The organism is Rhizobium sp. ZK1 (assembly GCF_047782645.1).
Classification (GTDB): domain Bacteria; phylum Pseudomonadota; class Alphaproteobacteria; order Rhizobiales; family Rhizobiaceae; genus Rhizobium.
Genome location: NZ_CP180586.1, coordinates 2,896,677 through 2,913,517, shown reverse-complemented (window position 1 = coordinate 2,913,517; position 16,841 = coordinate 2,896,677). Strand labels below are relative to the sequence as shown.

Here is a 16,841-nt window from a genome sequence, read left to right as displayed (position 1 = left end):
ATCGCCCCAGTTGCGGGGCGATGGAGATGGCAGGTCAGGGCCTGTCCATATGATAGCAGGCCGCCGTCTGCCCTGGGCGGACGAGCTCCGTCGGCGGCATTTCGGTGCGACAGACATCCGTTGCCTTCCAGCAGCGCGGCGAGAAGACGCAGCCCTGTGGCGGATTCAGCGGCGAAGGTGGATCGCCCTGCAGGCGGATGCGGCTGCGCAGACGCGCGAGCTTTGGATCCGGGATCGGCGCCGCCGAGAAGAGCGCCTGCGTATAGGGATGCGCCGGATGTTCGAAGACGGTGGCGCAATCGCCGGCTTCGACCACCTTGCCGAGATAGAGCACCAGCACGTCATCCGAGATCAGGCGCACGACCGAGAGGTCGTGGCTGATGAAGATCAACGTCAAGCCGAACTCCTTGCGCAGCTTGCGAAGCAGTGTGATGACCTGGCCCTGGATCGACACGTCGAGCGCCGAGACCGGCTCGTCGCAGATGATGAGCTTCGGCCGCGTGACGACAGCACGGGCAATGCCGATACGTTGCGCCTGACCGCCCGAAAATTCGTGCGGATAGCGATTGATCATTTCAGGCACGAGACCGACGGCCGCCATGATCTCGCGTACGCGTTCGAGGCGCTGGGCTTTCGAGAGCTTTGGCTCGAAGACGGTGAGCGGTTCGGCAATAATGTCACCGACCGTCATGCGCGGATCGAGCGAGGCGATCGGATCCTGGAAGATGATCTGCATGTCGCGGCGGGCGGCGCGCATTTCCTCGTCGGAGAGATCGAGCAGATTACGGCCCTGCCAGAGGATGCGCCCCTTCTGCGACTTCAGAAGACGCAGGATGGAGCGGCCGAGCGTCGACTTGCCGCAGCCGGATTCGCCGACGATGCCAAGCGTGCGGCCTTCGGCGAGATCGAAGCTGACATTGTTGACGGCCGTCAGCATCAGCGGCGGCTTGAAGAAGGATTTTGAGGGGATCTCGAACTGGGTCGTCAGGTTCTCGACCCTCAGAAGCGAGCGCTCAGCCATGGATCAGCAACTCCTCGCGGCGGGGGAAGGGATGGAAGCAGGCTGCGCAATGGCTTGCTCCCTGCTGTTGAAGCTGCGGCGGGCGGTCGATGCAATCGTCCTGGACCTGCGAACAGCGTGGCGAGAAATTGCAGCCCTTGGGCAGATGCTGCAGGTTCGGCGGGCGGCCGGGGATGACGACGAGATCGTCGACATCCTGATCCGGGCGCGGGATCGAAGCGTGCAGCGCTGCTGTATAGGGATGCGCCGGGTTTTCGAAGAGTTCGTCGACCGGAGCTTCCTCGACGATGCGGCCGGCATACATGACGGCAACCCTGTCTGCGAGACCAGCCACGACACCGAGGTCGTGGGTGATCATCAGAAGCGCCGTGTTCATTTCCGCCGTCAGATCATTGAAGAGATCGAGGATCTGCGCCTGGATGGTCACATCGAGCGCGGTCGTCGGCTCGTCGGCGATCAGCAGTTTCGGCTTGGTGAGCAGCGCCATGGCGATGACGATGCGCTGGCGCATGCCGCCGGAAAGCTCGTGCGGATAGAGGTTGAAACGACGCGTGGGATCAGGAATGCCGACACGCTTCAGCATATCGAGCGCTTCGGCAGATGCCGCCCTGGCGGTAAAGCCGCGGTGGATCTCAAGCTGTTCCGTCAGTTGCCGGGAGATGCGGAGAGACGGATTGAGTGCCGTCATCGGGTCCTGGAAGACCATGGCCATGTCCTTGCCGCGGACACGGTCGAGTTCGCGTGGCTTCAGCGACAGCACGTCCTGGCCTTCCAGCAATGCCTGGCCGGTCGTTCTGCCGTTCTTGGCGAGCAGTCCCATGATGCCAAGGAACGTCTGGCTCTTGCCTGAACCGGATTCACCGACGATGGCGATACGTTCGCCGCGGCGAACCGTCAGGTTCATGTTGGAGACCGCCTTCACCTGGCCCTCGGGGGTCTCGAAGGTGATCGAGTAATCCTTGAGTTCGAGAAGGGTATCTTTTTGTTTTTCTGAGATCATCTATCGATCCTTCGGGTCGAACGCATCGCGCAGCCCGTCGCCGATGAACAGCAGGCTGAGGAGCAGGGCCACAAGGAAGCTTGCCGGGAAGACCAGCAGCCAGGGCATGCTTTCCATGGCATCGGTGCCTTCGGCAATCAGGGTGCCGAGCGAAGTCAGCGGCTCCTGAACGCCGAAGCCGAGATAGGAAAGGAAGCTCTCGGTCGCGATGATCTCCGGCACGGTCAGCGCCGCGAAGATGACGACGGGGCCGACGAGGTTCGGGATGATGTGCTTGGTAATGATCTTGAAAGGCTTCTGACCCGAGGCGCGGGCCGCTTCCACGAATTCGCGATGCTTGAGCGACAGGGTCTGACCACGCACGATACGGGCCATGGTCAGCCATTCGAGCGCGCCGATCGCTGCAAAGAGCAGGTAGACGTTGCGGCCGAAGATGACCATCAGCAGGATAACGAAGAGGATGTAGGGGAGTGCGTACATGATGTCGACGAAGCGCATCATGATGGAGTCCAGTCTGCCGCCAATATAACCGGAGACCGCACCGTAGAGCACGCCGATGACGACGGAGACCAGGGTTGCCGTCAACGCGACGGCCAGCGAGATGCGCGTGCCGTAGAGCACGCGGGCGAGCAGGTCGCGGCCGTTCGGGTCTGTGCCGAAATAGTGGCCGTTTTCGAAGGACGGCGGCGCGCGGAAGGCGGCCCAGTCCGGGTCTTCATAGTTGAAGGGGATGAAGTTCGGGCCGAGGAAGGCGGCAAGGATCAGCAACACGAGTATGCCGATCGATATGACGGCCGCCTTGTTGCGCGAGAGGCGGCGCAACGCATCCTTGGTCAGCGAGCGGCCTTCTGGAGACAGGCCTTCCGCTTCCAACAACTCGGCTGCGAGCAGCTCTCTTTTTGCAGGATTTAGGATCATCTGTTTCTCACTTTCGGGTCCAGCCAGGCATAGGCGATATCGACCAGAAGGTTCAGGAACACGATCAGCACCATGTAGAAGATGACCGTACCGAGAACCATACCATAATCGCGGTTCAGCGCTGCGTTGACGAAATAGCGGCCGATGCCGGGCAATCCGAAGATGCTTTCGACAACGAGCGAGCCGGTGAGAAGGTAACTTGCCGCCGGACCCAGGTAGGAAACGACGGGCATCATGGCGGGTTTGAGCGCATGACGCATGACCGTCAGACGCGGGCCGATGCCCTTGGCCTTGGCGGTGCGGATGAAGTTCTGGTTCATCACTTCGATCATCGAGCCGCGGGTGATGCGCGAGATGCGGCCGGCATGCGGCAGCGCCAGAACGACGATCGGCAGGACGAGATACTTGATCGATCCATCACCCCAGCCGCCGACCGGGAACCACGCGAGATGGATGCCGAAGACGAGCTGCATGATCGGCGCGATCAGGAAGTTCGGCAGCACGACGCCCACCAGAATGAGAGCACTCAGAATATAGTCCGGTGCCTTGTTCTGATAGAGCGCCCCAAGACAGCCGACAGCCACGCCGACGATGATGGCGATCAGGAAGGCAGCAGTGCCGATGGTGAAGGTGTAGGGCAGACCGATCATGATCTGCTGGGCGACGGTGAAGTCCTCACTCGCGAAGGAGGGGCCGAGGTCGCCTTTCAGCAGGTCGCCGACATAGATCAGGTACTGCTGAACGAGCGGTTTATCCAGATTGTAGTGGATCGCGAGGTTTTTCAAGATCACCGGCGGCAATGGCCTTTCGCCATCGAAGGGGCCGCCGGGGGCAAGGCGCAAAACGAAAAAGCAGGCTGTGACGGCGATCCACAGGACAGGGATCGTCGACAGCAATCGACGGAGTGCATATTTGATCATGGTCGTGGAGCGGCTCTTCCCGGACGTGCCGGGAAGAGCCTTTCATCCTTATTCCTTAATGGACAGCCAGCGCGTACGGTGGATGTCCTGAACGTTGTCGACGAAGCCCTCGATCTTGGGCGAGACGACGTTCTTGGAGACGTAGTAGTAGATCGGCAGTGCTGCGGAATCATCCAGCGCGAGCTGTTCGGCCTTCTTGAAGATCTCGGCGCGCTTCGTCAGATCGGTCTGAGCGTTGCCCTCCTTGATCAGCTTGTCATAGTCGGCATTTGACCAGCGGCCATAGTTCATCTGAACGCCTGTCACGAGCAGGTTCAGGAAGTTGTCCGGATCGTTGTAGTCGGCAAGCCAGCCCGCACGGCCGATCTGCACTTCGCCACGCTGCAACTGATCGTAGTGGACCTTCGTTTCAGCGTTGACGAGCTCGACATTGACGCCAAGCGGCTTCCACATGGAGGCGATCGCGACAGCAATACGTTTGTGGTTGTCGTTGGTGTTGTACTTGAGCTCGGTGGTCAGCGGATGATCCGGACCGAAACCGGCTTCCTTCAGCAGCTTCTTGGCTTGTTCGACCTTATCCTTGTAGGGAAGATCCTTCCAGGAAACGTAGGCCGGTTCGCCATAGTTTGCCGTGCCCGGCGGAACCCAGGAGTAGGCCGGCAGTTCGCCGGTGCCAAGGATCTGCGGGCCGATGACTTCGCGGTTGATCGCCATGGAGAGAGCCTGGCGCACGCGCTTGTCGTTGAAGGGCGGCTTGGTCGAGTTGATGACGTAGTAGTAGAGGCCGGAGAAGGGGGCGACATGCGCCTGGCCCGGCAGGTTCTTCTTCATCCACTCATACTGGTCGGTTGGGAAGTCGGTGAGGATATCGAATTCGCCAGCGCGGTAGCGCTTCAGCGCGGCTTCCTGGTCTTCGAGCACGAAGAACTTCGCGCCGTCGATCTTCAGATCCTTGGCACCGTAATACTGGTCGTTCTTGACGGTCGTAACGTGCGAGCCGGGGACCCACTCGACCGGCTTGTACGGACCGTTGGTGACGATGTTGCCGATCTTGACCCAGTCCTGACCCTTGGCCTCGACGACATGCTTCGGCAGCGGATAGGCCGTGTAGTGCATCAGGGCGTTGATGAAATAGGGGGTCGGGTTTTCAAGGGTGATCTCAAGCGTCTTGTCGTCGATAGCCTTGACGCCGAGCTCGTTCAGATCGGTGATCTCACCCTTGTTGATCTTTTCCGCGTTCTTGATGGTGAACTGCAGATAGGCGTAGTCGGCTGCGTTCTTCGGGTCGACGAGGCGCTGGAAGGCGAAGACGAAGTCGCCGGCCGTTACCGGCTGGCCATCGGACCACTTGATGCCGTCACGCAGCTTGAATGTGTAGACCTTGCCATCGGGGGAAATGGTCCAGCTTTCGGCCTGGCCGGGAACCGGGTTGTCCTTGGCGTCTTCAGTGACGAGGCCTTCGAAAATGTCGCCGGCAATGCGGTTTTCCCAGTCGCCGGAGAGTTTTTGCGGATCCAGCGAGGTGGGGTCGCCACCGTTATGGATATTCAGCGTGGCCGCATGGGCCGAAAATGCGAGCAATGAGCCAACCATTGCAGACGCGAGAAATTTTTTCGTGAAAAAGGACATAGTGTGTCCACCTTTCTAGGCTTTTCGCCTTTTCTTTGGTCATTTGTTCCCGGTTTGACCTGTTACGTGCAGGTCAACGGCACCTTAACGCAAAGGTTTGGCGTTGCAACCCCTAAACCGGTGGGTAGCATTCGGGTGTGGACAAGCTTATAAGCGTCTCCCTTTTGTCCGATCGCGCCCCCCCTTCTCCCGCGCTTCACCGCGCCACTAAGCTGTTGTTTTTTGCCTCGCCCTCACTAGTGTTGCTTGCGAAATGAAGCAGGAGACGGCGGTTCATGGCGTTGCAGACAGGCGGGAATGCGAATTGGTGGCGCGGCGCGGTGATCTATCAGGTCTATCCGCGCTCGTTTCAGGATACTGATGGCGACGGGCTCGGCGATCTCAAGGGGATAACCCGGCGCCTCTCCCATATCGCAAGCCTCGGCGTCGATGCGATCTGGCTGTCGCCTTTCTTCAAGTCGCCCATGGCCGACATGGGGTATGACGTCTCCGACTATTGCGATGTCGATCCGATTTTCGGCACGCTCGACGATTTCGATGCGATGATGGGGGAAGCCCACAGGCTCGGCATAAAGGTCATCATCGATCAGGTGATTTCCCATACGTCCGACCGGCATCCATGGTTCGTGGAAAGCCGTTCCAGCCGCACGAACGACAAGGCCGACTGGTATGTCTGGGCTGATCCGAAGCCCGATGGGACGGCGCCAAACAACTGGCTGTCGATCTTCGGCGGGCCGGGCTGGGAATGGGATGGCGTGCGCCGGCAATATTACCAGCACAACTTCCTGACCTCGCAGCCTGACCTGAACTTTCACAGCAAGGAAGTTCAGGATGCGCTCTTGAAGACGGTAAAGTTCTGGCTCGACCGCGGCGTGGATGGATTCCGCCTGGACACGGTGAATTATTACTTCTGCGACAAGCTGCTCCGAGACAATCCGCCGCACGAGCCGGACCCGGATCAGGTCGGTCTCGATGCGCCCGATACCAATCCTTATGGCATGCAGAACCATCTTTATGACAAGACGCAGCCGGAGAACCTCGAGTTCCTCAAGCGTTTCCGCGCTCTGCTCGATCAGTACGAAGGGCGCACGACCGTTGGCGAAGTCGGCGACGGGGCACGTTCGTTGAAGACCGTCGCGGCCTATACGAGCGGCGGCGATAAGCTGCATATGTGTTACACTTTTGATCTGCTCCGGCCGGATTTCACCGCCACTCACATTCGCGGTTGTGTCGAGACCTTCCAGCGCATGGTGAAGGACGGGTGGGTCTGCTGGGCCTTTTCCAATCACGACGTCAACCGCCATGTCAGCCGTTTCGCGCTGACGGAAGAGGAGCGTCCGGTCATTGCCAAATTGGCGATTTCGGTGCTTGCGGCACTTCGCGGTTCGATCTGCCTCTATCAGGGCGAGGAACTGGGGTTGCCGGAGGCGGAACTTGCCTTCGAGGACCTGCGCGATCCCTATGGCATCCGCTTCTGGCCGGCCTTCAAGGGCCGTGACGGATGTCGCACGCCGATGCCGTGGGAAGCCGGCAAGGCGCATGCCGGTTTCACCAGCGCCGAGAAGAGCTGGCTGCCGGTGCCCTATGAACAGGCGGCGCTTTCCGTGGACACTCAGGAGAACAACGATAGCTCGGTTCTGCACCACTATCGGCGCACACTGGAATTCCGGAAGGGCCATCCGGCGCTGCTTGACGGCAGTATGGAATTCGTCGGCAGCAATCAGGATCTGCTCGCCTTCGTGCGCGAGAAGGGAGACGAGAAGCTGCTCTTCGTCTTCAACCTGACGCGTGAAGCCGCGGAGTTTCAGCTTCCCGCTGGCATGGTGCTGGGCGCTCCATTGCCCATGCCCGGCTTCAATGCCGCCGCCAGTGCGAAGACAGTGCAGCTCGACGCGCTTGACGCTTTCTGCGCTCGGATCAGCTGATCAGCGCGAAGCGATCGACGTCCACCATCCCCTTGTCCGAGATCTTCAAATGCGGAATCACGGGCAGGGGTAGGAAGGCGACCTGCAGGAAGGGTTCCTCCAGCGTCGTACCGAGGGCGTAGGCTGCCTTGCGCAGATGATGCAGCGTGTCGCGCACCGTCTCATACGGTTCCAGGCTCATCAGGCCGGCGACAGGAAGCGCGATTTCGGCGGTGACTTTGCCGTCCTCGACGACGACGAAGCCGCCCTTGATCTCGCCGAGACGATTGGCCGCAAGAGCCATGTCATCCTCGCTAACGCCGACGACGCAGATATTGTGGCTGTCATGGCCGACCGTCGAGGCGATGGCGCCTTTCTTCAATCCGAAGCCCTGGACGAAACCGTTTGCATGGTTGCCGTTCTTGCCGTGGCGCTCGATGACGGCGACCTTGATGATGTCGTTGCCGAGATCGACGGTGGTCTGGTTGCCCCTAGCCGGCAGGCGGTAGCGGCGATGCTCGGTGATGATCTTGCCGGGCATGACGCCGATGACGGGTGTTTCTCCCTCCGAAACAGGCACGCCGAAATGGGCCGCATTGACCGGCCGTGCCTTGACGCTGTCGAGGCCGACAGGCGGCACGGATTTGCGGGTGGCAAAGAGCGCGTCGGTGACGTGGCGGCCGGCCGAGAAGACCATATCCGCCACGCAGTTCTCCAGGCTGTCGATAATGACAAGATCGGCCCGCCAGCCGGGCGCAATGAGGCCGCGGTCACGCAAGCCGAAGGCGCGGGCAGCCGAGATCGAGGCGGCGCGGTAGACAGCCAGCGGCTCGACGCCTTTGGAGATCGCCGTGCGGATCATATAGTCGAGATGGCCCTGCTCGGCGATATCGAGCGGATTGCGGTCATCGGTGCAGAGCGCGAGGTATGGCGAGAGGCGTTCGGTGATGATGGGCATCAGGGCGTGCAGATCCTTAGAGACGGAGCCCTCGCGCACAAGGATATGCACGCCTTTGCGAATTTTCTCCAGCGCTTCGGCCGCGCTCGTGCATTCATGCTCGGTGCGGATGCCGGCGGAGAGATAACCGTTCAGATCATTGCCTGAGAGCAACGGAGCATGCCCGTCGATATGGCCGCCCTGGAAAGCCTCGAGCTTCGCCATGCAGACGGGATCCTTGTGGATTACGCCGGGGAAATTCATGAATTCGGCAAGGCCGATGACCTTGGGATGATCGCGATAAGGCAGGAGGCTTTCGACCGGCAGGTCGGCGCCGGATGTTTCAAGATGTGTGGCTGGCACACAGGAGGAAAGCTGGACGCGGATATCCATGATCGTTTCCAACGCCGAGGCGAGGAAGAATTCAATGCCTTCTTTGCCGAGCACATTGGCGATCTCATGAGGGTCGCAGATCACTGTCGTCACGCCGTAAGGCAGCACGCAGCGGTCGAATTCATGCGGCGTGACGAGCGAGGATTCGATGTGCAGATGCGTATCGATGAAGCCGGGAACGACGATCTTGCCGGAAATGTCGATCTCCGTCTCGCCGCTGTAGTTGCCGCAGGTCCCGATCACACGCTCGCCGCCGATGGCGATGTCCGACTGGACGAGTTCACCCGTCACGAGGTCGAAGAAGTGTCCGCCTTTCAGGACGATATCGGCAGGCATGCGACCCACACCCTGATCGATGAGACGTTCGAGCTTGGCGATCATATCTGTCCTCGCAATGCAATCGATTCCGCGAGTTATAGCGCATCTGTTCGCGGATTCGATGCCCGCAAACAAAACCGGGCGCCATTGGCGCCCGGTCGCATGTTCCATTCGCTCGATTACTCGGCAGCAACGATCTTGCCGCCTTCCCACTTGTAGAGCGAGAAGCTCTGCGAGGAGAGGTCGCCGGTTTCGCCATAGGTGAGCTTGCCGATGACCGTCGGGATCTGGTCGCCGCTCTTCAGGGCAGCCGCAACGGCTTCCGCATCCTCGGCGCTGCCGGCCTTTTCGATGCCGGCTTTCAGGACTTCGACGGCAGCATAGGCGTTCAGCGTGAAGGCTTCGGCCGGAATGTTCTTGGCGGCGAGCGCATCGGCAGCGGTCTTGGAGTCCGGGCTCTTGGTGGCGTCCGAAGCATTGGTGAACAGCGTGCCGCCTGCTGCATCCGTGCCGATCGTCCAGAACTCGGTGTTGGAGAGACCGTCGCCGCCGATGATTTGGGCATTGACCGAGAGGTCATGGAGCTGGCGGGCGAGCAGACCGCCTTCCGGGTGGTAGCCGCCGAAATAGACGAGATCGACTTTCTCGGCCTTGATGCGGGTGGTCAGAGCGGAGAAGTCCTTGTCGCCAGGCGTAATGGAGTCGTTGATGACTTCGGTGATGCCGCCGGCATTCAGCGTTGCCTTGAAGGCGTCTGCGAGACCTTTACCGTAAGCGCCCTTGTCGTTGATGATGGCGATGCGCTTGTCCTTGAAGTGTTCGAGAACGTATTTGGCGGCGACTTCGGCCTGCTGGTCGTCGCGGCCGCAGGTGCGCAGAACGTTGGTCAGGCCACGCTTGGTCAGGTCAGGTGCTGTTGCAGTCGGAGTGACCATCAGTACGCCATTTTCGGCCAGAACGTCGGAAACCGGAATGGCGACACCGGAGGTGACCGGGCCGACGACGAAGCGGATGCCGTCGCCGACAACCTTGTTCGCGGCGGAAACGCCCTGCTTCGGCTCGCCGGCATCGTCGGCCAGTTCGAGCACGACCTTCTCGCCGAGAATGCCGCCGTTCTTGTTAATTTCGTCGACGGCGGTCTGCGCGCCATTCTTTACCTGGTCGCCGTAAGCCGCCACCGGACCGGTCAGCGGCGCGATGAGGCCGATGGTGATATCCGCATGCGCGAGCGGTGCAAATGCCAGCGAGGCGACGAGCGTCGCCGTCAGAGTCTTCAGGGTCATGTTCTGTCTCCTTGGGTAGGGTCGTCTTCGACCACCGGTTGCTTGCCGCGCAGGCCGCTTCTTTTGTCAGCGATCCCTTTGGGAGCGTGCCAAGGACGAGGAAAAGCTGCGCGATCAATGAGCCTCGCGGCCATATTTGGCTCGCCCGGCGCATGGCAAGATTTCTAGAAATTTCGGGAAGATTCCGCAAGTTGATAACAAGATCGGGATCATTTTCGCCAAATCTGGAAAGATTGCGCGCGATTTTTTTGATTTTTCAATCCATCTTCCGCAATTTTCGGTCTGCGTTGTCGCGACCATTCCTCGGCTTGCCGCGACGGTGTCAGGGCAGTCTCAATCTGCAGGTGTCCGGCCGAGATTTTTCCGACCGCATGCTTTTAGCCGTAAATGACTTGCAACCTTTGCAGAAAGTCGAGGCGAAGCTTCTCCGACAGAGCATATCTACGGCTGCGGATAAGCGGGTATCTGGTAATGACGCCGCTGACCGCTGTTTTGGTTTTACTGTTTTAGCGAGTTAACAATTGATTCTAAGAATCCCAATATAACTATCATTCCCTAGTATTTATTGCGGTGCGAAAAAGTATCCGATTTATCGATACAGGCATATAACGGGAACAGATATCTGGATGCTCAAGCGTATTGAAGCCAGGCAGGTACGAACCGGAATGTTCATCGAGATGGTCGAGGGCATCTGGCAAGATCCTCTTCTATCTCGGCGACGGTTCTTACTGCGACGTGAGAGTGATACGCTGAAGCTTAACGAGTGCGCGGATACGGGCGTCGTGATCAACACGACCAAGGGCCTCGATGTCAGGAACACCTCACATAAGATCGAGATCGACGTCAGGGCAGCGCGCGAGACCATTCAGAAATCGGTCGAGGTGCTGGAAAATGTCTTCGGTCGGCTGCAAGGCGGAGATGCGATCGCCGTCGATCAGGTCGAGCCGGTAATTTCCTCCGTTTCCAAATCAATGGATGACCACCCGGCCGTCTTCATCAGCGTTACCCGGCTGAAATCCAAGGACGAAGTAACCTTTCTGCATTCCCTTTCGGTCAGTGCCTTGATGATCCTTTTCAGCCGTCATCTCGGACTGAACGAGGAACTGGTGCAGACGCTCGGCACGGCCGGGCTATTGCATGATGTCGGTAAGCTCGAAATTCCTCTTGAAGTGCTCAACAAGGAAGGACGCCTGAATGAGGACGAGATCCAATTGATCCGAGATCATCCGGCGAAAGGGCATGCGATCCTGTCGCGCCAGGAGGGCATGCCGGAAATCGTCCTCGACGTCTGCCTGAACCATCACGAACGCATTGACGGCAAGGGTTATCCGCGCAAGCTCTCCCACGGCGAGATCAGCCTTCACGCACGTCTCGCCGCGATTTGCGATGTCTATGACGCCGTTACTTCGGCGCGCCCCTACAAGGCTGCGTGGAGCGCGAAGGAGGCGCTGAGCTGGATGCTGGCCAATGAAGGGCATTTCGATCGCCGGCTCGTCAAAAAATTCGCCCTCTGCCTGTCGATCGCCTCCGTTTCCTGAGCGTATCTGTCTCGTCACACAAGGCCTGCGGGGATCTGATCCGCCGCAGGCCGAGTTTCTTCGTGATCCGTGGCACCCCGAAAGCGCGCAGGACAAGGAAGCTACTCTATTGATCGGCGAGCGCCTTTCCCAGGAAATCCGTGATCATGTTGGAAACCTGCCGGTGAATCGTTCCGCGATCTGCGCCGACGCCATCCCGGCAGACGATGCTCTCCCCTGGCGCTTCCTTCTCGATCAGTTCTGCTGCGCCGGGCTTGCAGGGTTGCATGAAGCTGAAATGCAGCGATCCGGGGATAAGAGTGTAGGTGGTCGTCGCTGGCGGCAGATAGCGGGCAAGGTAGCCGGAATCCTTGTTCGTGGCGGCTATGTCCGCCTTGGTTGCCGTGTCTCCATCGACGTCGTCAGCAGCGCCCAGCACCATGACGGGAACATCGATTGCCGCGAGGCTCTCTGGTGTCAGCCCGCGGCCGGGTCCGAGGTCGAGCGTCACGACGGCACGGATTCTCGGGTCGCTGAGATCGGCGGCCATCGCTGCATCGGAGGCTGCATTGCGCCCGATGCCGAGCGCCTCGAATATTCTGCAGTAGATCGGGCTGAATTCAGCCATGCAGTTCTTCGCCACCTTGGCCGCGTCGAAGCGGCCGCCCGCCAGTTCGACGACCGTCCAGCCGCCGAGTGAATGGCCGATGGCGGCAATCCGATCGGATGCCACGCCGCCCGCAAGATCGGGATTGTCGAGCAGGGCGTGGATCGTGCGGCTGAGGTCGCCGGGGCGCTTCCATAGTTCGATGGCATCGGGCTTTCGCATGTCGAATGTGGTCGTGCCGGGATGATCGGGTGCGGCCACGACATAGCCTGCTTCCACGAGATCGGCGGCGAGCCAGGCGAGGTTGCGCCAGCTGCCACCGTAACCATGGGAGAGTACGACCAGCGGATGCGGGCCGGCCATGGGTTCGGCATCCCTGATGACGGGCTGGCCGATAAAGGCTGGCGTTTCGCCGAGAAGGACCGGGGTGACGTCCGATACCGTTGGATACCAGATGCTGACATGGACAGGACGATCGGCGTTTTTGACAGGCAGGGTGGTTTCGCGAAAGCCGGTTCCGGCATGTGCTGCCGGTGCCAGTAACAGGGTGAAGGAGAGAAGGATGGCAAGTCTTTGCATGAGATCTCCATAGGGTTGATTTGCCCTGTCTGCAGGAAATCCGTCACACCGGAGACCGATAACGCGATCAAGGTCGCCGACATCAAAAGGAAAGGGCGAGGCCTGAGCCTCGCCCTTAAATTCAATCAGAAAGATGCATTCAATCAGGACGATCGAGTTCAGATATTGTTCTGCAGGATCGTACGCAGCTTGCCGAAGAGCTCGTCGATGTGCTTCTTCTCGATGATCAGCGGCGGGGAGAGCGCGATGATGTCGCCCGTCGTGCGGATCAGCAGGCCGCTTTCGTAAGCCTTGAGGAAGGCCGTGAAGGCGCGTTTGGTCGGCTCGCCGGCGATCGGGTCGAGCTCGATGGCGCCGATGAGGCCCGTATTTCTGATGTCGATGACGTTGGGGCAATCCTTGAGCGAGTGCAGCGCGTCGGCCCAGTAGTCGGAAAGCTCGGCTGCGCGGGTCAGCAGGCCTTCTTCCTTGTAGGTGTCGAGCGTCGCAAGTGCTGCGGCCGAAGCGATCGGGTTCCCGGAATAAGTATAACCGTGGAAGAACTCGATCATGTGCTCGGGGCCGTTCATGAAGGCATCATGGATTTCCGAGGTCACGAAGACGGCGCCCATCGGGATGACGCCGTTGGTCAGACCCTTGGCGGTGGTGATGATGTCGGGCTTCACGTCGTAATACTGAGCGGCGAAGGGTGCGCCGAGGCGGCCGAATCCGGTGATGACTTCATCGAAGATCAGCAGGATGCCGTGCTTGGTGCAGATTTCACGCAGCTTCTGCAGATAGCCCTTCGGCGGAATGAGAACGCCGGTGGAGCCGGCGACCGGCTCGACGATGACGGCGGCGACGGTGGACGCGTCATGCAGGGTGACGATGCGCTCGAGTTCGGTGGCGATATCGCCGCCATGCTCGGGTTCGCCGCGGGTAAAGTTGTTCTTGCCGGGCAGATGAGTGTGGGGCATGTGGTCGACGCCGGTCAGCAGCGTGCCGAACATCTTGCGGTTGGTGACGATGCCGCCGACGGAGATGCCGCCGAAATTGACGCCGTGATAGCCACGCTCGCGGCCGATCAGGCGGAAGCGTGAGCCATTGCCCTTCACGCGGTGATAGGCGAGCGCCACCTTGAGCGCCGTTTCGACCGATTCAGAACCGGAATTGGTATAGAGGACATGGTTCATGCCCTCGGGTGCGATGTCGACCAGGCGATTGGCGAGTTCGAAAGCCTTGGGATGGCCGAGCTGAAAGGCCGGGGCGTAGTCGAGTTCGCCCGCCTGCTCGCGGATCGCTTCGGTGATCTTCGGGCGGCAGTGTCCGGCATTCACGCACCAGAGGCCAGCCGTACCGTCCAGAACCTGACGGCCGTCATGGGTTTGGTAATACATATCCTTCGCACCCACGAAGAGGCGCGGTTCCTTCTTGAACTGACGGTTCGCGGTAAAGGGCATCCAAAAGGCGCGAAGGTCGTTTGGCGTTGCATTCAGGCGATTGGACATGCTGTTCTCCTGGCCGTTGGGGAGGCCGTTCCCGTTTTAAGCTTGGCGCCGATTATATTTTTACTGCCCGGTCAAATTATCAGCGCCCGGCAAGGCGTCAAGCCAGAGAAGCGTCGCCTTCTGATGTTCCCGGACACGTCGGGCGTCATCAATCCTTCGCCCGGCATCGCTACAAAAATCGATGGCCGCAATGGCCGAGGGCATTCCATTCATTTCCTTGAAATTCAACCATTTTACCGGAGGTAGTCATGACGGACCGCCAGAAGACCAGACCGCGTCCCAATCCGCGGCGTGCATTTGCGCCGAGCTACGGCACCATTCTCGAAGAAGGCGTTCGTCGCCGTACCGTTCTGAAGGGCTTCATCGCAGCCATGGGTGCAGCCGCTTTTGCGCCGGCGCTCGAAGCAAGGAAGGCTGAAGCCGCCGAGTCGACGCTTACTTTCCCCGAACTGAAGCGTGTGCGTGACGCTGCCGACCACTGGCCTGATGGTTACGAGCGCCAGATCCTCATTCGCTGGGGTGACGCACTCTTCAACGACAGCCCGGAATTCGATGTCGCCAAGCTCGACGGCAAGACCGCCGAGCGCCAGTTCGGCTACAACAACGATTTCACGCAGTTCCTGCCGCTGCCCTGGGGCGAGAAGAGCTCCGATCATGGCCTGATGGTCGTCAGCCATGAATATGCCACGCCCTTCCTGATGTTTCCGGGACTGACGGCGGACAATTACCGTGAGAAGATGACCGAGGACCAGATCCGGGCGGTGATGGCCGCTGTCGGCGTCTCGGTTTTCGAAGTGCGCAAGGACGGCAACCGGTGGCAGGTCGTCAAGGACGGCAAATATAACCGCCGCATCCACATGAGCACGGAAATCGGCATTTCCGGCCCGGCCGCCGGCGACGATCGCCTCAAGACCAAGGCTGACCCGACCGGCAAGATGGTCTTCGGCACGATCTCGAACTGCAATGGCGGTATCACGCCTTGGGGCACGATGCTCTCGGGCGAAGAAGGCGCAATGGACGTTTTTGCCGGCGACTATACCAAGCTGGCGAACCAGGAACTGGTCGAGCGACAGGGCTGGGACGAGGATGAGAACGACATCTATTCCGTCAGCCGCGTCGAGCCGCGCTTCAAGTTCGAGGAGGAGCCGAATGAATGGATGCGCTTCGACTGGGTCGTCGAAATCGATCCGTTCGATCCCTCGGCAAAGCCGGTCAAGCGCACGTCGCTCGGCCGCATGACGCATGAAGGCGCGCAATGTTGCGTCGCCCCTGACGGACGCGTCGTGGTGTTCATGGGCGATGATGACGATTTCGAATATATCTACCGCTTCGTCACCCGCGATCCGTGGAACCCCAATGATCGCGCCGCCAACAAGGACCTGCTCGACCACGGTACGCTGTCGGTCGCCAAGTTCGAAAGCGACGGCACGATGCGCTGGATCCCGCTGGTCGCCGGCGAAGGCCCGCTGACGGCGGAAGCCGGCTTCAAGACACAAGCAGATGTGGTTCTTGCGACACGCGCCGCCGCGGACCTCGTAGGTGCTACGCCGATGGATGGGCCGGAAGGCTTCATCCCGCATCTCGGCACCGGCAAGCTCTATGTTGCCATGACGGAGAACGAAGACCGCCTGCCGAAGGGGCAGGGTGACGACGAGAAGGAACAGGTCAACGTCGCCAATCCGCGCGGCCCCAATCCGCATGGGCATCTGCTGGAGCTGGTAGCTCCTGGCGGTCCGGATAAGCCGGATTATGCGGCCGAAAGCTTCAAGTGGGACGTTTTCGTGCTCTGCGGCGATCCGTCAAAGCCCGAAGACCAGGCGATGTTCCACCCGGCGACCACCTCGGCTGGCTGGTTCACCGATCCCGACAACCTTGCCGTCGATCCGGCGGGCCGCCTCTGGGTGACCACCGACGGTCCGCCACCGGAAGGCATCGCCGATTCCGTCTATGTGATGGATACGGAAGGTCCGGGCCGCGCCCTGCCGAAGCTCATCTATATCGCCCCTGTCGGTTCGGAGACCTGCTCGCCGACCTTCACGTCCGACGGCTCCAGCGTTTTCCTCTCGGTCCAGCATCCGGGCGAATTGCGCATGGCCGACAACGAAGATGCGACCTCGATGGAAGATGCCGGCACCAGTTGGCCGGACTTCAAGCCGGGCGTACCGGCTCGTCCGTCGCTCGTCGTGCTGACCCGCGGCAACAATGAAGTGGTGGGCAGCTAAGCCCGCTTTTCGCAATCAAAAGAGACCGGCAATTCTCGCGAATTGCCGGTCTCCAACGCTTCACGAGCTGAAATAGCGCGAGCAGTATCGGAGGAAACATCTCCTC

12 protein-coding genes are annotated in these 16,841 nt (G+C 60.1%); 3 read left to right on the top strand and 9 right to left on the bottom strand.

Annotation, left to right across the window (positions count from 1 at the left end; all coding sequences use genetic code 11):
* Positions 1 to 34: 34 nt before the first annotated feature.
* The 5 genes from ACK9YZ_RS14995 to ACK9YZ_RS14975 are packed head-to-tail and all read right to left on the bottom strand — an operon-like array spanning position 35 to position 5,488.
* A complete protein-coding gene (locus tag ACK9YZ_RS14995; RefSeq protein WP_216755438.1) occupies positions 35 to 1,021 on the bottom strand; it encodes an ABC transporter ATP-binding protein in 987 nt (328 codons plus the stop codon).
* Positions 1,014 to 2,021: an ABC transporter ATP-binding protein gene (locus ACK9YZ_RS14990; RefSeq protein WP_216755437.1), complete on the bottom strand. Its 1,008-nt coding sequence runs from the start codon at positions 2,019 to 2,021 to the stop codon at positions 1,014 to 1,016. The genes ACK9YZ_RS14995 and ACK9YZ_RS14990 overlap by 8 nt, the downstream gene beginning before the upstream one ends.
* Positions 2,022 to 2,939 carry an ABC transporter permease gene (locus ACK9YZ_RS14985; RefSeq protein ID WP_216755436.1) on the bottom strand — a complete coding sequence of 306 codons (918 nt, stop codon included), beginning with the start codon at positions 2,937 to 2,939 and terminating at the stop codon, positions 2,022 to 2,024.
* Positions 2,936 to 3,859: an ABC transporter permease subunit gene (locus ACK9YZ_RS14980; RefSeq protein ID WP_183731779.1), complete on the bottom strand. Its 924-nt coding sequence runs from the start codon at positions 3,857 to 3,859 to the stop codon at positions 2,936 to 2,938. Before ACK9YZ_RS14980 ends, ACK9YZ_RS14985 begins: the two co-directional genes overlap by 4 nt.
* Positions 3,860 to 3,907: 48 nt before the next feature.
* Entirely contained in the window at positions 3,908 to 5,488 is a 1,581-nt protein-coding gene (locus ACK9YZ_RS14975; protein ID WP_416064338.1) for a peptide ABC transporter substrate-binding protein, read from the bottom strand.
* Between the two features lie 275 nt (positions 5,489 to 5,763).
* Between ACK9YZ_RS14975 and ACK9YZ_RS14970 the strand changes: the two genes are divergently transcribed.
* On the top strand, positions 5,764 to 7,413 hold the full coding sequence (locus ACK9YZ_RS14970) for an alpha-glucosidase family protein (protein WP_416064337.1): 1,650 nt from the start codon (positions 5,764 to 5,766) through the stop codon (positions 7,411 to 7,413).
* On the opposite strand, the gene ade is transcribed toward ACK9YZ_RS14970, so the two are convergent.
* Positions 7,406 to 9,103, bottom strand: a complete 1,698-nt coding sequence (gene ade / locus ACK9YZ_RS14965) for an adenine deaminase (protein ID WP_416064336.1) — start codon at positions 9,101 to 9,103, stop codon at positions 7,406 to 7,408. The genes ACK9YZ_RS14970 and ade overlap by 8 nt on opposite strands.
* Before the next feature lie 116 nt (positions 9,104 to 9,219).
* The gene (locus tag ACK9YZ_RS14960) at positions 9,220 to 10,323 is read right to left on the bottom strand and encodes a branched-chain amino acid ABC transporter substrate-binding protein (RefSeq protein WP_416064335.1); all 1,104 of its coding nucleotides are present in this window, start codon (positions 10,321 to 10,323) and stop codon (positions 9,220 to 9,222) included.
* Between the two features lie 626 nt (positions 10,324 to 10,949).
* On the opposite strand from ACK9YZ_RS14960, the gene ACK9YZ_RS14955 reads away from it, so the two are divergent.
* Complete coding sequence (locus ACK9YZ_RS14955) at positions 10,950 to 11,861, top strand: HD-GYP domain-containing protein (RefSeq protein WP_416064334.1); 912 nt, start codon at positions 10,950 to 10,952, stop codon at positions 11,859 to 11,861.
* Between the two features lie 106 nt (positions 11,862 to 11,967).
* On the opposite strand, the gene ACK9YZ_RS14950 is transcribed toward ACK9YZ_RS14955, so the two are convergent.
* Together ACK9YZ_RS14950 and ACK9YZ_RS14945 are read right to left on the bottom strand one after the other, a co-directional pair.
* On the bottom strand, positions 11,968 to 13,026 hold the full coding sequence (locus ACK9YZ_RS14950; RefSeq protein WP_416064333.1) for an alpha/beta hydrolase family protein: 1,059 nt from the start codon (positions 13,024 to 13,026) through the stop codon (positions 11,968 to 11,970).
* 158 nt (positions 13,027 to 13,184) lie between these two features.
* Positions 13,185 to 14,513, bottom strand: coding sequence for an aspartate aminotransferase family protein (locus ACK9YZ_RS14945; RefSeq protein ID WP_416064332.1), 1,329 nt, complete (start codon positions 14,511 to 14,513; stop codon positions 13,185 to 13,187).
* Positions 14,514 to 14,761: 248 nt separating this feature from the next.
* On the opposite strand from ACK9YZ_RS14945, the gene ACK9YZ_RS14940 reads away from it, so the two are divergent.
* Positions 14,762 to 16,735, top strand: coding sequence for a PhoX family protein (locus tag ACK9YZ_RS14940; protein ID WP_416064331.1), 1,974 nt, complete (start codon positions 14,762 to 14,764; stop codon positions 16,733 to 16,735).
* Positions 16,736 to 16,841 lie beyond the last annotated feature (106 nt).

Coding starts and splice junctions, on each gene's coding strand:
- ACK9YZ_RS14980 (WP_183731779.1), bottom strand. CDS start 3,859: ATGATCAAATATGCACTCCGTCGATTGCTGTCGACGATCCCTGTCCTG.
- ACK9YZ_RS14940 (WP_416064331.1), top strand. CDS start 14,762: ATGACGGACCGCCAGAAGACCAGACCGCGTCCCAATCCGCGGCGTGCA.
- ACK9YZ_RS14955 (WP_416064334.1), top strand. CDS start 10,950: ATGCTCAAGCGTATTGAAGCCAGGCAGGTACGAACCGGAATGTTCATC.
- ACK9YZ_RS14945 (WP_416064332.1), bottom strand. CDS start 14,513: ATGTCCAATCGCCTGAATGCAACGCCAAACGACCTTCGCGCCTTTTGG.
- ACK9YZ_RS14975 (WP_416064338.1), bottom strand. CDS start 5,488: ATGTCCTTTTTCACGAAAAAATTTCTCGCGTCTGCAATGGTTGGCTCA.
- ACK9YZ_RS14970 (WP_416064337.1), top strand. CDS start 5,764: ATGGCGTTGCAGACAGGCGGGAATGCGAATTGGTGGCGCGGCGCGGTG.
- ade (WP_416064336.1), bottom strand. CDS start 9,103: ATGATCGCCAAGCTCGAACGTCTCATCGATCAGGGTGTGGGTCGCATG.
- ACK9YZ_RS14995 (WP_216755438.1), bottom strand. CDS start 1,021: ATGGCTGAGCGCTCGCTTCTGAGGGTCGAGAACCTGACGACCCAGTTC.
- ACK9YZ_RS14960 (WP_416064335.1), bottom strand. CDS start 10,323: ATGACCCTGAAGACTCTGACGGCGACGCTCGTCGCCTCGCTGGCATTT.
- ACK9YZ_RS14950 (WP_416064333.1), bottom strand. CDS start 13,026: ATGCAAAGACTTGCCATCCTTCTCTCCTTCACCCTGTTACTGGCACCG.
- ACK9YZ_RS14985 (WP_216755436.1), bottom strand. CDS start 2,939: ATGATCCTAAATCCTGCAAAAAGAGAGCTGCTCGCAGCCGAGTTGTTG.
- ACK9YZ_RS14990 (WP_216755437.1), bottom strand. CDS start 2,021: ATGATCTCAGAAAAACAAAAAGATACCCTTCTCGAACTCAAGGATTAC.